General features: G+C 63.2%; 11 protein-coding genes and 1 pseudogene. 2 read left to right on the top strand and 10 right to left on the bottom strand.

The features are described from left to right. Positions 1-63 precede the first annotated feature (63 nt). Entirely contained in the window at positions 64-1,449 is a 1,386-nt protein-coding gene (gene glmM / locus ISS20_RS11575; RefSeq protein WP_291436732.1) for a phosphoglucosamine mutase, read from the bottom strand. A 302-nt stretch (positions 1,450-1,751) separates the two neighbouring features. On the opposite strand from glmM, the gene ISS20_RS11570 reads away from it, so the two are divergent. Both ISS20_RS11570 and ISS20_RS11565 read left to right on the top strand, forming a co-directional pair. After that, positions 1,752-2,690 carry a hypothetical protein gene (locus ISS20_RS11570; RefSeq protein WP_291436730.1) on the top strand — a complete coding sequence of 313 codons (939 nt, stop codon included), beginning with the start codon at positions 1,752-1,754 and terminating at the stop codon, positions 2,688-2,690. Continuing rightward, entirely contained in the window at positions 2,687-3,505 is an 819-nt protein-coding gene (locus ISS20_RS11565; protein WP_291436728.1) for a YaiO family outer membrane beta-barrel protein, read from the top strand. The genes ISS20_RS11570 and ISS20_RS11565 overlap by 4 nt, the downstream gene beginning before the upstream one ends. 48 nt (positions 3,506-3,553) lie before the next feature. On the opposite strand, the gene ISS20_RS11560 is transcribed toward ISS20_RS11565, so the two are convergent. The 9 genes and pseudogenes from ISS20_RS11560 to ISS20_RS11520 form a co-directional block, all read right to left on the bottom strand. Continuing rightward, a complete protein-coding gene (locus ISS20_RS11560) occupies positions 3,554-4,312 on the bottom strand; it encodes a Crp/Fnr family transcriptional regulator (protein ID WP_291436727.1) in 759 nt (252 codons plus the stop codon). A gap of 50 nt (positions 4,313-4,362) precedes the next feature. Further along, positions 4,363-5,436, bottom strand: coding sequence for a hypothetical protein (locus ISS20_RS11555; RefSeq protein WP_291436725.1), 1,074 nt, complete (start codon positions 5,434-5,436; stop codon positions 4,363-4,365). 233 nt (positions 5,437-5,669) lie between these two features. Then, entirely contained in the window at positions 5,670-6,506 is an 837-nt protein-coding gene (locus ISS20_RS11550) for a hypothetical protein (protein ID WP_291436723.1), read from the bottom strand. 86 nt (positions 6,507-6,592) lie between these two features. Continuing rightward, entirely contained in the window at positions 6,593-7,630 is a 1,038-nt protein-coding gene (locus tag ISS20_RS11545) for a polymer-forming cytoskeletal protein (protein ID WP_291436721.1), read from the bottom strand. Next, positions 7,627-8,877, bottom strand: coding sequence for a glycosyltransferase (locus tag ISS20_RS11540; protein ID WP_291436762.1), 1,251 nt, complete (start codon positions 8,875-8,877; stop codon positions 7,627-7,629). Before ISS20_RS11540 ends, ISS20_RS11545 begins: the two co-directional genes overlap by 4 nt. A gap of 444 nt (positions 8,878-9,321) precedes the next feature. Further along, a complete protein-coding gene (gene sulP, locus ISS20_RS11535) occupies positions 9,322-11,058 on the bottom strand; it encodes a SulP family inorganic anion transporter (protein ID WP_291436719.1) in 1,737 nt (578 codons plus the stop codon). Positions 11,059-11,074: 16 nt separating this feature from the next. Then, the gene (locus tag ISS20_RS11530; RefSeq protein WP_291436717.1) at positions 11,075-11,431 is read right to left on the bottom strand and encodes a TIGR01244 family sulfur transferase; all 357 of its coding nucleotides are present in this window, start codon (positions 11,429-11,431) and stop codon (positions 11,075-11,077) included. A 1-nt stretch (position 11,432) separates the two neighbouring features. Further along, positions 11,433-11,882 carry a YeeE/YedE family protein gene (locus ISS20_RS11525; RefSeq protein WP_291436715.1) on the bottom strand — a complete coding sequence of 150 codons (450 nt, stop codon included), beginning with the start codon at positions 11,880-11,882 and terminating at the stop codon, positions 11,433-11,435. A gap of 28 nt (positions 11,883-11,910) precedes the next feature. Then, a pseudogene (locus tag ISS20_RS11520) lies at positions 11,911-12,053 on the bottom strand (YeeE/YedE family protein); the annotation flags it as partial.

The raw sequence follows: 12,053 nt of genomic DNA, 5'->3' as shown, positions 1-12,053 counted from the left end.
CAGGCTTTCCGGCCTACAACCATCCTGGTCCGTGGGCCTGGATGGTGTGGCGTCGGAGGCTGTTCAGGCGGTGACAGCGTCCAGCGCTGCGGGTGCCGTCAGCAGTTGGCTCACCTCTTTGGCAAACCGGATGGCCATCTGCTGCGCCCTGAGCGCTGTACGGCACTCCACCAGTACCCGCACGACGGGCTCGGTGCCCGAGGCGCGCAGCAGCACCCGACCATCGTCACCCAGCAACTTCTCGGCCCGCAGCTGGAAATGGGGCATCCAGGTGTTGTCAGCCATTCCGGCGCCGCGGATCACCGGCACGTTGACCAGGCACTGAGCATTCATGCGCAGGTCGCTGCACAGCTGCGACAGGCTGCGCTGCGAGCGCTTCATGGCAGCAACCACCCGCAAGGCAGACATCACGCCATCGCCGGTGCTGTGCCAGTCCAGCCCAATCAGGTGGCCGGAGCCCTCGCCGCCCAAGCGCCACCCCCGCTGCTTTAGCAGCTCCAGCACGTGCCGGTCACCCACGGCAGACCGCGCAAAACCAAGCCCACGGCGCAGCAGCGCTTGCTCCAGCCCCTGGTTACTCATCACCGTGCCCACCACCCCACCCTGCAGGCCGTCGTTGGTCTGGGCATCCACTGCCAGCACGTACAGCAGTTCGTCCCCCGCATAGATGCGGCCCTCGCTGTCCACCATTACCAACCGGTCTCCATCGCCATCCAGTGCCACACCGACATCCGCCTGGTGGGCCAGCACGGCCTCGCTCAGGTGCTTGGGCGATGTGGCGCCCACGTTGTTGTTGATGTTCTGCCCATCGGGTGAGGCGCCCACGGCAATGACCTGGGCGCCCAGCTGTCGGAACACCTCGGGGGCAATGCGATGGCAGGCGCCATGGGCAGCGTCGATGACGATCTTCATGCCCTTTAGGTGCAAATCTGAAGGTAATGCCTGCCTGCAAAACTGGATGTACAGATCGGAGGCCTCTGGCAGCTGCGACACGCGGCCCAAGAGGGACGATGGCAGACAGACCATGGGCTGGTCCATGGTGCGCTCGATCTCGGCCTCCATCCCATCCGGCAGTTTGTCGCCCGTGGCCGAAAAGAACTTCACCCCGTTGTCCTCACAAGGGTTGTGCGATGCACTCACCACCACACCCGCCTGGTAGCCGCGTAAGCGCGTCAGGTAGGCTACGCCGGGTGTGGGCAGCTCGCCGCACATCACCGTGTCCACTCCGGCCGCAGAAAAGCCAGCCTGCAGCGCCGCCTCGAACATCGGGGCCGACCCGCGCGTGTCGGTGCCCACCGCCACCACCGGCCGTGGGTTCAGTCCCGTGTGCCTGCGGCTGAGCAGCTGTCCGCAGGCATGTGCCAGCCTCATGATCGTCTGTGGGGTCATGGGCTCCATGCCCACCTGGGCGCGCACCCCGTCGGTTCCGAACATTTTTTGCGTAGTCATGGGTAGTCCTCGTTGAATGAGATTCGCCAGATAACCTGCACCCCAGGTCAAGGCGAACGCCGACGGTAGGGGCCACGCGTAGATACGGTCTGTGCGCTATCGAACCCGCCACGCTGTGTTCGGTAGCGAACAGACGGCGCTATGCGCTCACGCCGACCATGGCTTCCCATGCCACGGACCATCCATTGAACCCAGACTCTCCAAAGCCACCGCGCCCTTGCTGGTCGCGTACCCGCTCCTGCCTGCCACGCTGGATAAGCTGTGCTCTGGCATGCGCTGTCCTCGCAACACCACTTTCTGCTTTGGCGGCTGTACTGGATCTAGAAGGGTATGCCGATGCCTCGGGGGCTATCTCGGTGCAGCGCCAGGGCGACACGGTAGACCCCTACTTTGCCTTGCAGGCGCTTCTCCTGGCCCACAGCCATGGGCTGGATGTTTCGAAGCCTGCCAAGGCCTGGGGCGCTTGGTTGGTACAACGCCAAAAGCCCGACGCGACCTTTGACCGTTTTTGCCGCAATGGCCCGGTGTGGGCCCCCTGCAAAACAGCCGATGCCGACGATTCGGTGCTGGGCCTGTGGCTGGCTTTCATGGATTCCATGCCTGCCACACAACGCGGCCAAGCCAGCTGGGTGCGCAGCCGCACTGCCACCAGTACGGCGCTGGCCAAGCTGGTAGACCCCAATCAGGGTATCTACCTGGTATCGCCTGTGTACCAACATGGGCTGTTCATGGACAACCTGGAGCTGTGGGCCTACACCTTCACCCACAAGGCCGCCCAAAACACGCGCCACCCCAACTTCACCAAAACTCTGGCGGCCGTGTTCTGGGACGATCAGCGCAAGCGCTATCTGGTTTCCACCCAGCCCGGCCAGCGTGACACAGTACATGCCTTCTACCCCGACGCCGTGGCGCAGATCTTTCCGCTGCTGGTGCGTTTTCCGTTGATCCCTGGAGGGGCACCCGCGCACTACCGCCGCTGGATGGCTGAGCACCGCGACGAGTGGCTGGCCCAGGTGAAGGACGACTTTGCCTGGGGTCTGGTAGCTGTGGTGGCACTGCAGCAGGGCGACATCCTCTCTGCCCGCTGCTGGCTGCAAACCGCCCTGCCCCACCGGCACAGCGCCCACTGGACGGTGACCGACGAAGTCGCCGCACAAATCCTGGAGTCCAAAGCCATCACTGCAGCCCAGGAAACAACTGCCTGTACCAGTCCTCGTCACTCCCTCACCCAGTCGCCATGAACGCCCAACACATCATCTGCCCTGCCCCCGCCCTTGTTCTGGCCCTGGGCTTGTTGGCCAACGGCTTGCCCGCAGCGCATGCGCAAGAGGCCACAGACCTGCCCGCCCCGGTCCGGGGCATTGAGGCTTACACCAGCCGCCATACCCTCACCAACGGGTATGGGAACTGGCATGAAACGGGCGTGCGTGGCCAATGGGGAGTGAACAACCAGCTGCTGGGCATGGAGTTGGCCACCATGCGGCGGTTTGGAGAGTCGGGCCAGTTCATCGGGCTGTCAGACACCGTGACCTGGAACGAAGACTGGTTCACCGCGCTGTCGGTGGGCGCAGGAGACGGGGCGGCCTACTTGCCACGCTACCGTGTGGACGCTTTTATCAACCGCAAGCTGCTCCCGACGCGCCAGTGGGTGGCCACCCTGGGCGCAGGCTACTACCGGGCGCCGGACGGCCACGTCGACCGCAACATCAGCCTCGGGTCCACCTACTATTTCGAGTCGCCGTGGGTAGTACAGGCAGAAATACGCTTCAACAACAGCTCCCCCGGAGGGGTTCGAACCCACCAGCAGTTTGTAGCGGCCACTTGGGGGCGAGCGCACCAGACCCAGATCATTGCCCGCCATGGCTGGGGGGCTGAGGGCTACCAAGCGATTGGCAACGGGGTGTCTCTCGTCAACTTTGACAGTCGGCAGTCACAGCTCACGCTGCGCCAGTGGCTGGGCCCACAGTGGGGTTTTACGGCAGGCGTAGAGCGTTACAGCAACCCCTACTATTCCCGCAACGGCGCCAAGCTGTCGCTGTTTTGGGAGCTGCCATAGGTCGGTAGTAGCGGTGCCTCCAAGGGGCTGTGAGATCGTCTGCAGGCGCTAGCTCCCGGCTGCCGACATCACCCGCTCATAGATCTCTAGGTCCTGGTCAAAGCACGCACAGCTATGCGCCAGCAACGCATCCCGGTTCAGCACCAGGATATGCCCGCGCGCGTACTGGATCACTCCGCTGTCTTGCAGCTTGCCCGCCGCCAGCGTCACGCCCGCCCGGCGCACCCCCAGCAGATGCGCCAGTGTTTCGTGGGTCATCTGAATGTCGGGAGCGCGCAAGCGGGTTTCGCACATCAGCAGAAACCGAGCAAGACGCTGCTCCAGGGAGTGAAAGTGTCCGCAGGCCACCATCGTGCCCATTTGCGACAGCTCGACATACATATAGCGGGTGGTCAGCAGGCTCAGCGATCGACTGGCCAAACAATGGCTGCGCCACGCATCCAGCTTGATCCGCCATGCCTGCCCTGCCCCCGAGACCACCGCATCGAAGGCCGAGGCCGTCACCCCCAGCCCTGCACTGGCGCCCAGCATGCCCTCAAAGCCGATCTGCCCAGCCTCGAAGTGGCGCGCACCCTCCAGATTGGAGAGCAGCGAGATCATGCTGTTGGTGGGAAAGTACACATGGCTCAACCGTTCGCCGGCGCGCCCGAGCGTTTGTTGGCTCTCCAGCTCCACCCAATCGGCTACCGACAGCAGGCGTGACCGCTCTGCAGGCCGCAACAGGGACAAGAATCGGTTGGCAAGGGATTGGTCGATGTGTGGCTTCTTGAGATCGGGACGGGGAAGCTTTGAATTCTGGAGGGGCATGCCGTCTCTATCTGTCTGTTGTCGAACATTGCACTTGCGAAAATTTCCCTTCATGCCGTAGTGCTGCCGTTCAAAACGGATTTGGTGCGGAGGTAAAAACCCAGTTCATTGATGGTGACCAGGCTGCGGTTGGCGGCAAAGGTTTTGTCCATGGCCGCCAGTTGCGTACGCGCCGCGCTGCTTTGCCCGCGCAACGCAGCGACGTACCCCAGGATGGCCCAGGGGAAAGGATCGTGACGCCCGGTTTCCCAGCCTGGTGACTGGGTGTTCAGGTAGTTCCACCCTGTAGAAAACTGCGCCGTCAGCTCGCGCAGCCCAAAGGCTTGCGGGTACACCTGACAGGTGGTGCCGGGGTAAAAGTCGGAGCTGGGTGCGGGCGTGGCGTCACTGGCCAAAAATGCCTGTGCGGAGCCCTTGAAAAGCTGGCGCGCGATGCCGTCGGCGGTATTGGTTGCCAGCAGGTCGTAGTAGTTGGCTTCGGACAGTTCACTGCGGGACCGCAACACCGCCGCAAAGTCGCGCAGGCCTCGGTAGCCTTCGCAGTTGTCCATGAGGTAGCCGCTGGCGTTGGTCTGGCTGCGTGGCGCCTGGAACACGGCAGTCAGACCCGAAGGCTTGGCCGTCAAAGCCAGGTTGCGGTAAGCGATGTTTTTGAGTGCCGCCTTGTGCGCCTCCCACCAGGCCCAGTTGCCACTGGATATCACATAGCGCGACGCCAGCGACAGAAATGTGGACGCGTAGGCGTCGTCCGAGTCAGACAACACCCTCTTGACCACCGAGGTGTTGGCCTGGCCATAGGGGAAGTCAATGTCCGCAATGGTGCTGGTGACCGGGTCAGTGCTGGCCAGATAAAGGTTCAGGTACGGCAGGATATAGGTTTGCAAATCGGCAGTCCCGAGCAGCGGGACCAAGGGCAACAACCCCAGGTTGGCAAAGTACCAGTTGAGGCGGCCATTGGGCGCCAGCTCATAGCCACCTGCGTAGGGGCCCGACGGGATGCGCAACGCCTTGATCTCCGCCACGGTGTCGATGGGAACCGGAGCGTCTGCGGCCCAACTGGCCGGACCCAGAAGCCAACCGGCACCCAAGGCAGGCACCTTTTCTAACAATGAACGACGTCGCATGTGCACGATCTCCGAAGGCAAGCCCGGACACCGCTTTCAACATCTGGAGAGCAACAGCGCAAAAAGGAGCGCACTGCCAGGAAGGCCGACACCCCCGGGAAAAGGATGGCGAGTCCATTCTGCAGAGATTGCCTTCGTTTTCTTCACTGCGTACGCAGGCGTACAGACAAGTGAAATGGACGGTGCCGGGGATTGTCCGGCAGCGGACATACGCAACGGGCGGGCGCGGCGCCTCAGTGTGTGGCGGACAAGGGGGCCGTGCTGGCCGCCCAAGCATACAGAGCCACAAACACCATCATGTCGAACAGCGCCCCAAAGCACAGGTACAGCACAGGCATGAACACCACCGACAGGTGCTGCAGGATCAGCATATGCACCAGGGCCTGCTGCGGCACCATCACCCCAAAAAACAACAAGATGAGCAAGGTATGCACGACCTTGGCCTGCCAGCTGATCTGCAGCGGGTAGTAGCCCAACGCCATCAGCACAGGTCTGGCCAGAATAAGCAGGTAGCCTGCATCCAACAGGTCCATCACATGGTTCAGCATCAGGTGCGGGAATGGCATCGGCGCAAACCAGAAGTACAGCAGCGCCAGTGCCTGCACCACGCACAGCACCCGCACCAGATACTGCGCGGGCAGCCACCGCCCCCGTAGGCGCAGTGCCAGGCACCAGGCCACAACAGTCAACACTGCAGCCAGTGCAGCACCGGTAGTGATGGACAACCCCTGGTCGCCAGCGCCTGGCAACCAGCTGAGGCCCAGCAGGTCTTGGCGCGATGACGCTGACGCCGACTGCAGCGGCAAATGTAACCACTGCGCCCAGGTGAGCAGGTAGCTGCGCCAAAACGCATACAGCGGTTCTCGCAATCCGTAGATCAGAGACACCCACACCACCGGCAGTCCCACGATCTGCAACAGCAGCCATGGGTTGAGCCGGATGCGACTGAGTGCCCGGTGGGGCAACTGGTGCCTGTGGGCCTGTTGGGCCTTCGCCAGCAGGCCGCGCGCGGCGTTGAAGGCCAGCTCGCGGTCTTGGCGGCTGTGGGGAGTGACGGTGGGATGTGGCAAGGAGAAGCCCTCTGTGGCGGTTCAGCGGATAGAACAAGACGAGGATGCTGGCCGCCGATCAGCCGTGCACAGCGGGTGCGCCGCATTCAGGCTGACCACACGATGCCCAGTTGGCGGGCCCACACCGTGCCATGCGCGCGGGCGCCGGCCTCGGCCATGATGGTTTCTGCGCTGACCGTGGTGAGAGCCTGCGGCGAGCCCACCTGTACTCCAGCGCCAAGCAAGATGCCCGACTCAGACACCACGGGGCCGGTCACCTGGGCATGGTCCAGGAGCTGGATCTGCTTTTCACTACACAGAGAGCCCTGCACACGCGCGTGGTCGCCCATGACGATGCCGCCACGGGCTTTCACGTCGCCTTCAATCACAGTGCCAGCCCCAATGAGCAGACGCCCCGTGACCACCAGTGAGCCGTGATATCGGTGCATGCGCGGCAGTTTGCAGTCGCCCCGCACCAGTGTCACATGCTCGCTCTGGCGCAGAGCGCCCTCCAACCGGTCAAAACTGGCCCCAATCAACGGGGCCTGCTCGCGTTCAGATTGCACTGCCGCATCACCACCAAAGCGAATGTGTGGCGCCTGGATCCGTTCAAAGCAGCAGTCGGCCTCCAGCTCCACGGCGGTGGATGAAGACAGGCGCCGCAGCCCCGAGCAGCCCTGGGCCAGGTGCAGGGACGCGTCTGCATGCGCCCATTTCCCCACATCACAACCCGTACCCAACCGGATACGCCCCTGCGCCAACAGGCCCGCAAAGCGGCTGTGCGCCGGTGCTTCAAAGTCGCCATGCACGAACAGCGGCGCAGCGCACTGGATGGCCGCCTGTGGCTTGACCGAGCCCAGGCAAACCATCGGCCGCAGCATGCCGGCCCAGTTCACACTATCGAGTGACACGGGCGCAAAATCAAACTCGTTGGCATAGGGGCCAGGCACCTGCGCCTGGTGTGCCTGCACCAGTGCGCGAAACCGGTCGGCGAAATGGTCGATGTCAGTGGTGTATTGCGGTAACACCTGCAAAGCCTCGGTATCGGTGGGGTGTCGCCACTCGCGCCAGGTGGGGCCAAAGGCAATCACCATCAATCCCATGCTGACCAGCACAAAGGCCAGGTAGAACAAGGCAGTGTTCATTGCTCGACGCTCGGTTGGCGGTACCGCACCGTCTTGTCCCACACCATGTCGCGGCGCAGCAGTTTGTCCATCAACTGCCCCCATACCGATGACGAAATGGCAAACAGGCTGATTACAAAGCCCAGCAAGCTGAGTGGCAGCAGGCGCAACCGCCTGCGCTTGCCGTCTAGCAGAACCGCCACGGCGATCTCGAAGAACGCTGCAAAGTTGCCCAGCGTGCCGTAGGCCATCAGCGCAAACAAGGAGATCAGCCCCGTCAGCATGTCTCCCGCATTGAAGAAGTAAAGGCCCAGAGCCAGCAACCAGCCCACCAGCAGCAGGGGTGGCAGCGCAAAAACAAACAAAAGCAGCAGCCCGTCCAGGCGTTCGCGCCAGCTCAGGTAAGGACTGAATGCAAAGCGCAAGCCATAGCGCACCATCACCTGGTTGTGTCCCTTGGCCCAGCGCTTGATCTGCTTGATGCGCACTTGCCAGTCCTGTGGTACCTCCTCGTAGCACTCGGACCGGTTGGTGTACACAGTCTTCCAGCCGTTGAGCAACAGGCGGTAGGTGATGTCCGTGTCTTCGGCCAGCGTATCGTCGTGCCAGCCGCCCACAGCAGCCACGGCAGAACAGCGCACGCCGCCCACGGTGCCGCCGTACTGTGGCACCAGGCGCAGATTCATGCGGGCCTGCTGGTCCACTTGGTAGCCGCCGCTGCGCTCGAGATCCAGCATGCGTGTGAGCAGGTTCACCCCCGTGTTGACCGGCACCACGCGGCCCATCACAGCCCCCACCTCGGGGTCAAAAAACGGTGCCACCAACTGCTTGAGCAGCCCACGGCCGGGCACATAGTCGGCGTCAAAGATGATCACAATGTCGCCCTGCGCGTGTTGAAGGGCATCCTTGAGCGCTGCGGCCTTGCCTGGCTTGCCCTTGGTACGGTGAAACGGCTCGATGCGCCCCGGGTAGCGGCCTACCCAGTCGTCGATGATGGCGCGCGTGCCATCGGTAGAGCGGTCGTTGACCGGCACCACCTTCAGCCGGTCGAGCGGGTAATTGGTGTCCAGCAGGGCCTGCAGGCACCCAGCGATCACCTGTTCCTCGTTGTGGGCGGCAATGAACACCGTGATCAGCGGCCAGTCCGCCTGGTCGATGTCGAGGTACGGATGGCGCTGGTGTCCCAGCAGGCGGTTGAGTGTGAGCACACCGTGCCGTGCGGCGTACACCATCATCACCACGATGATCATGGCCAGCAGCGCCGCCATCGCGGACAGTGCAGCGTAAGCCACTGGCCCTGGCACCCACCGTTGTGCCAGCGCTTCCGTGGAGTTGAGCGGCTGCGCTAACACGGTCGCCCATGTATTGGAGCCTCCCACCAGGGTGGCAAATGCCGTCGCGCAACAGCGCCACATTCCTGGGCGGGTATGGGTTGCACCGCTGCGCTCAGCGGCACCAAGCCGCCGGCTCTCTCGATTCAAGTGCATAGAACGCCTTTTGCTCCGACCATCGCAGGACCCTGCGCAGAGGATGGGGTGGCGGCGTCTTGGGAACCCGTTACGTCACACCCTGCAGGGATGTGAGACGGAATGTAAGCAGCGGGTCGGGCTCGGTCTGTTCGATGGCGAACACAAGCAACGCCCAAGTGCAATGGGACCGTCGAGGTCTTTCAAAGAACCAATGCGGCCGGTCGCCCAATACCAGCAGCTGAGCTATCGGGCCAACGATGGTGATGGATTTGACGGGGCAGTCGCCCTGCGGTGTGCAAAGTCAAACGCCGCATGCGTGCTCAGAAACACCCTGCCCTCCAAACGCTGCCCCAGCGGCGTGTTCTGCAGGCGGTCCAGCACAGGTCCCTTGACTTCGGCCAGCAGCAGCGCCATACCGCGCTGGGCCAGGCTGCGTTCCAGGTCGGACAGCACACCCAGGGCGGTGGTGTCGATCTGGTTGATGGCCGAGCACACCAACAGCACATAGTGCGTATCGGGCTGTGCCGCCACCAGCGATTCAACCGTGTCGAGCAGTGCATCCGAGTTGGCGAAGTACAGGCTTTCATCCACCCGAACGGCGATCAGGCCCGGCTCTGTGGTCACCGCGTGGCGGGCCACGTTACGAAAGTGCTCGGTGCCAGGCACGCGCCCTACCACCGCAATGTGTGGATGGCTGCTGCGCCAGACCAAAGTGCCCAGCGACAACGCCACCCCCATCAAGATACCGACCTCCACACCAAACGCGATCACCCCACCCGCGGTGGCCAGCAGCGACATGGCGTCGGCCTTGTCGTAGCGCCAGGCCTCACGCAGGGTCTGTATGTCGATCAGAGATACCACCGCCACGATGATGGTGGCCGCAAGCACAGCATGGGGCAAATAATGGAAGAGGCCAGTCAGTACGGCGATCACCACGCCCATCAGCCCGGCAGAAATCACGCCAGCCAGGGGCGTGTTGGCACCCGCCGCAAAGTTGACCACCGACCGCGCAAAACCTCCAGTGACAGGAAACCCACCCGACAACGCACTAGCGACATTGGCAGCGCCCAGGCCGAGCAGTTCCCGGTTGGGCTGGATGCGCTGATGTCGCTTGAGTGCCAAGGACTGCGCCACCGACACGCTCTCCACAAACCCCACCAGGGAAATAAGCAACGCGGGCAGCCACAAGGAGCCGACCGCCACCAACGACACCGATGGCAACCCGAGCTGTGGCAGGCCTTGAGGGACTGCCCCCACAATGCTGACGCCCGCAGACTGGTCCCACCGCACGGCGGCCACCAATGCAGTGGACACCACCACAGCCAGCATGGGAGCGAGCTTGGCCGCAATATCTGCCAGCCGGGGGGGGGTGCCCAGGCGGACCAGCCAGGGCGATAGTGACCGGCGGGCCAGTACCAGGAACAGCACGCTCCCCGCACCGATGCCCAGCGTCACCAGGTTGGTTCCAGGCAGCGCATGTACCAGTTGCACCAGGGTGTCGAGAACATCACTACCGCCCGCTTTTACCCCCAGCAGGTGCTTGACCTGCCCGACTGCGATGAGTACGGCAGAGCCGGAGATGAACCCGCTGATGACCGGATGGCTCAGAAAATGGGCCAGAAAACCCAGCCGCAACACGCCAAACAGCAGCAACATGCCGCCCGACAACAGCGAGAGCACCATGGCCAGGGCGACGTAGTCGGGCGAGCCTGCCGTTGCCAGTGGCTGCAGCGCACTCGCCGTCATGAGCGAAGCCACCGCCACTGGTCCCACGGCCAGCGTCATGCTGGAGCCCAGCATGGCATAAGCAATGATGGGCAGGATGCTGGCGTACAAGCCCACCTCGGGCGGCAGGCCCGCCAACAGGGCATACGCCAGGCTCTGCGGGATCAACATCACCGTAACGATCACACCGGCGATAAGGTCCCCAGAGAGCCAAGACTTCTGATAAGTGCGGATCCAGCCGGGCACTAAGTTCATGGCGATTCCTGGGAGATCAGGAAGCCTCGACGCCCAAGGCCTGCGCTAGCCCAAACATCTGCGCAGACCTGGCGCCCGAACGGCAAAACGCCAATGTGGGCTTGGGTGCCGAGATCAGGACCTTGTGCATGGCCTGTACCTGTTCCGGAGTGATGGAACCGCTCACCACGGGCAGGTACACGTAGTGCAGCCCGGCCACCGTGGCGGCGCGCTCCATTTCAGGGCTGGTGGGTTGTGCGCCACCGCCCTCCCCGTCGGGCCGGTTGTTGATGACGGTCTTGAAGCCCTGCTGGGCCAAAGGGGCAAAGTCAGTAGTGGCCAGCTGGGGCGACACTGCGAAATCGGGGGTAAGGGCAATGATCTGCAGCGGCATGTCAGCGGACTCCGACTTGGGTGGAGGTATGGCGACGGGACATGCGTTCAGCCAATTCGAACAGCCACATACCCGCCAGCATGGCGATCACAAACACGATGGCTTTGGGCTGGCCTGCGCCCGCCGATACGATGGCCGGACCTGGACAAAAACCTGCAATGCCCCAACCTGCGCCAAAGATGAGGCTTCCGACCACCAGTCGGCGATCAATGTCGCGCGACGTGGGCAAGTGCATCGCGCCTCCCAAGAAACTGGTGGTGCGCTTCTTTGCCACGGCGAACGCAAAGACGCCCACCGCAATGGCTCCGCCCATCACAAACGCCAGCGATGGGTCCCACAAGCCAGCCAGATCCAGAAATCCGAGCACCTTGCTGGGGTCGGTCATGCCCGAGACGATCAGGCCCAGTCCAAAGATAAGGCCCACCACAAACTCCGAAATACGATTTTTCATAGCGATCAATGCTCCGATGCGTGGAGGGTCAGGCCAGCGCGTGCCGGATGAGAAAGACGGTGACGAACCCTGCCCCCATGAAGGCCAGGGTGGCCACCAGGGACCGGGGCGACATGCGCGAGAGTCCGCACACGCCATGGCCGCTGGTGCAGCCCGATCCGTAGCGGGTGC

Source organism: Acidovorax sp. (assembly GCF_016783915.1).
GTDB lineage: Bacteria > Pseudomonadota > Gammaproteobacteria > Burkholderiales > Burkholderiaceae_C > Acidovorax.
The sequence above is the reverse complement of the archived record's forward strand: the minus strand, read 5'-3'. Positions and strand labels throughout refer to the sequence as shown.

Coding starts and splice junctions, on each gene's coding strand:
- ISS20_RS11560 (WP_291436727.1), bottom strand. CDS start 4,312: ATGCCCCTCCAGAATTCAAAGCTTCCCCGTCCCGATCTCAAGAAGCCA.
- ISS20_RS11545 (WP_291436721.1), bottom strand. CDS start 7,630: ATGAACACTGCCTTGTTCTACCTGGCCTTTGTGCTGGTCAGCATGGGA.
- sulP (WP_291436719.1), bottom strand. CDS start 11,058: ATGAACTTAGTGCCCGGCTGGATCCGCACTTATCAGAAGTCTTGGCTC.
- ISS20_RS11530 (WP_291436717.1), bottom strand. CDS start 11,431: ATGCCGCTGCAGATCATTGCCCTTACCCCCGATTTCGCAGTGTCGCCC.
- glmM (WP_291436732.1), bottom strand. CDS start 1,449: ATGACTACGCAAAAAATGTTCGGAACCGACGGGGTGCGCGCCCAGGTG.
- ISS20_RS11555 (WP_291436725.1), bottom strand. CDS start 5,436: ATGCGACGTCGTTCATTGTTAGAAAAGGTGCCTGCCTTGGGTGCCGGT.
- ISS20_RS11540 (WP_291436762.1), bottom strand. CDS start 8,877: ATGGCGGCGCTGCTGGCCATGATCATCGTGGTGATGATGGTGTACGCC.
- ISS20_RS11565 (WP_291436728.1), top strand. CDS start 2,687: ATGAACGCCCAACACATCATCTGCCCTGCCCCCGCCCTTGTTCTGGCC.
- ISS20_RS11525 (WP_291436715.1), bottom strand. CDS start 11,882: ATGAAAAATCGTATTTCGGAGTTTGTGGTGGGCCTTATCTTTGGACTG.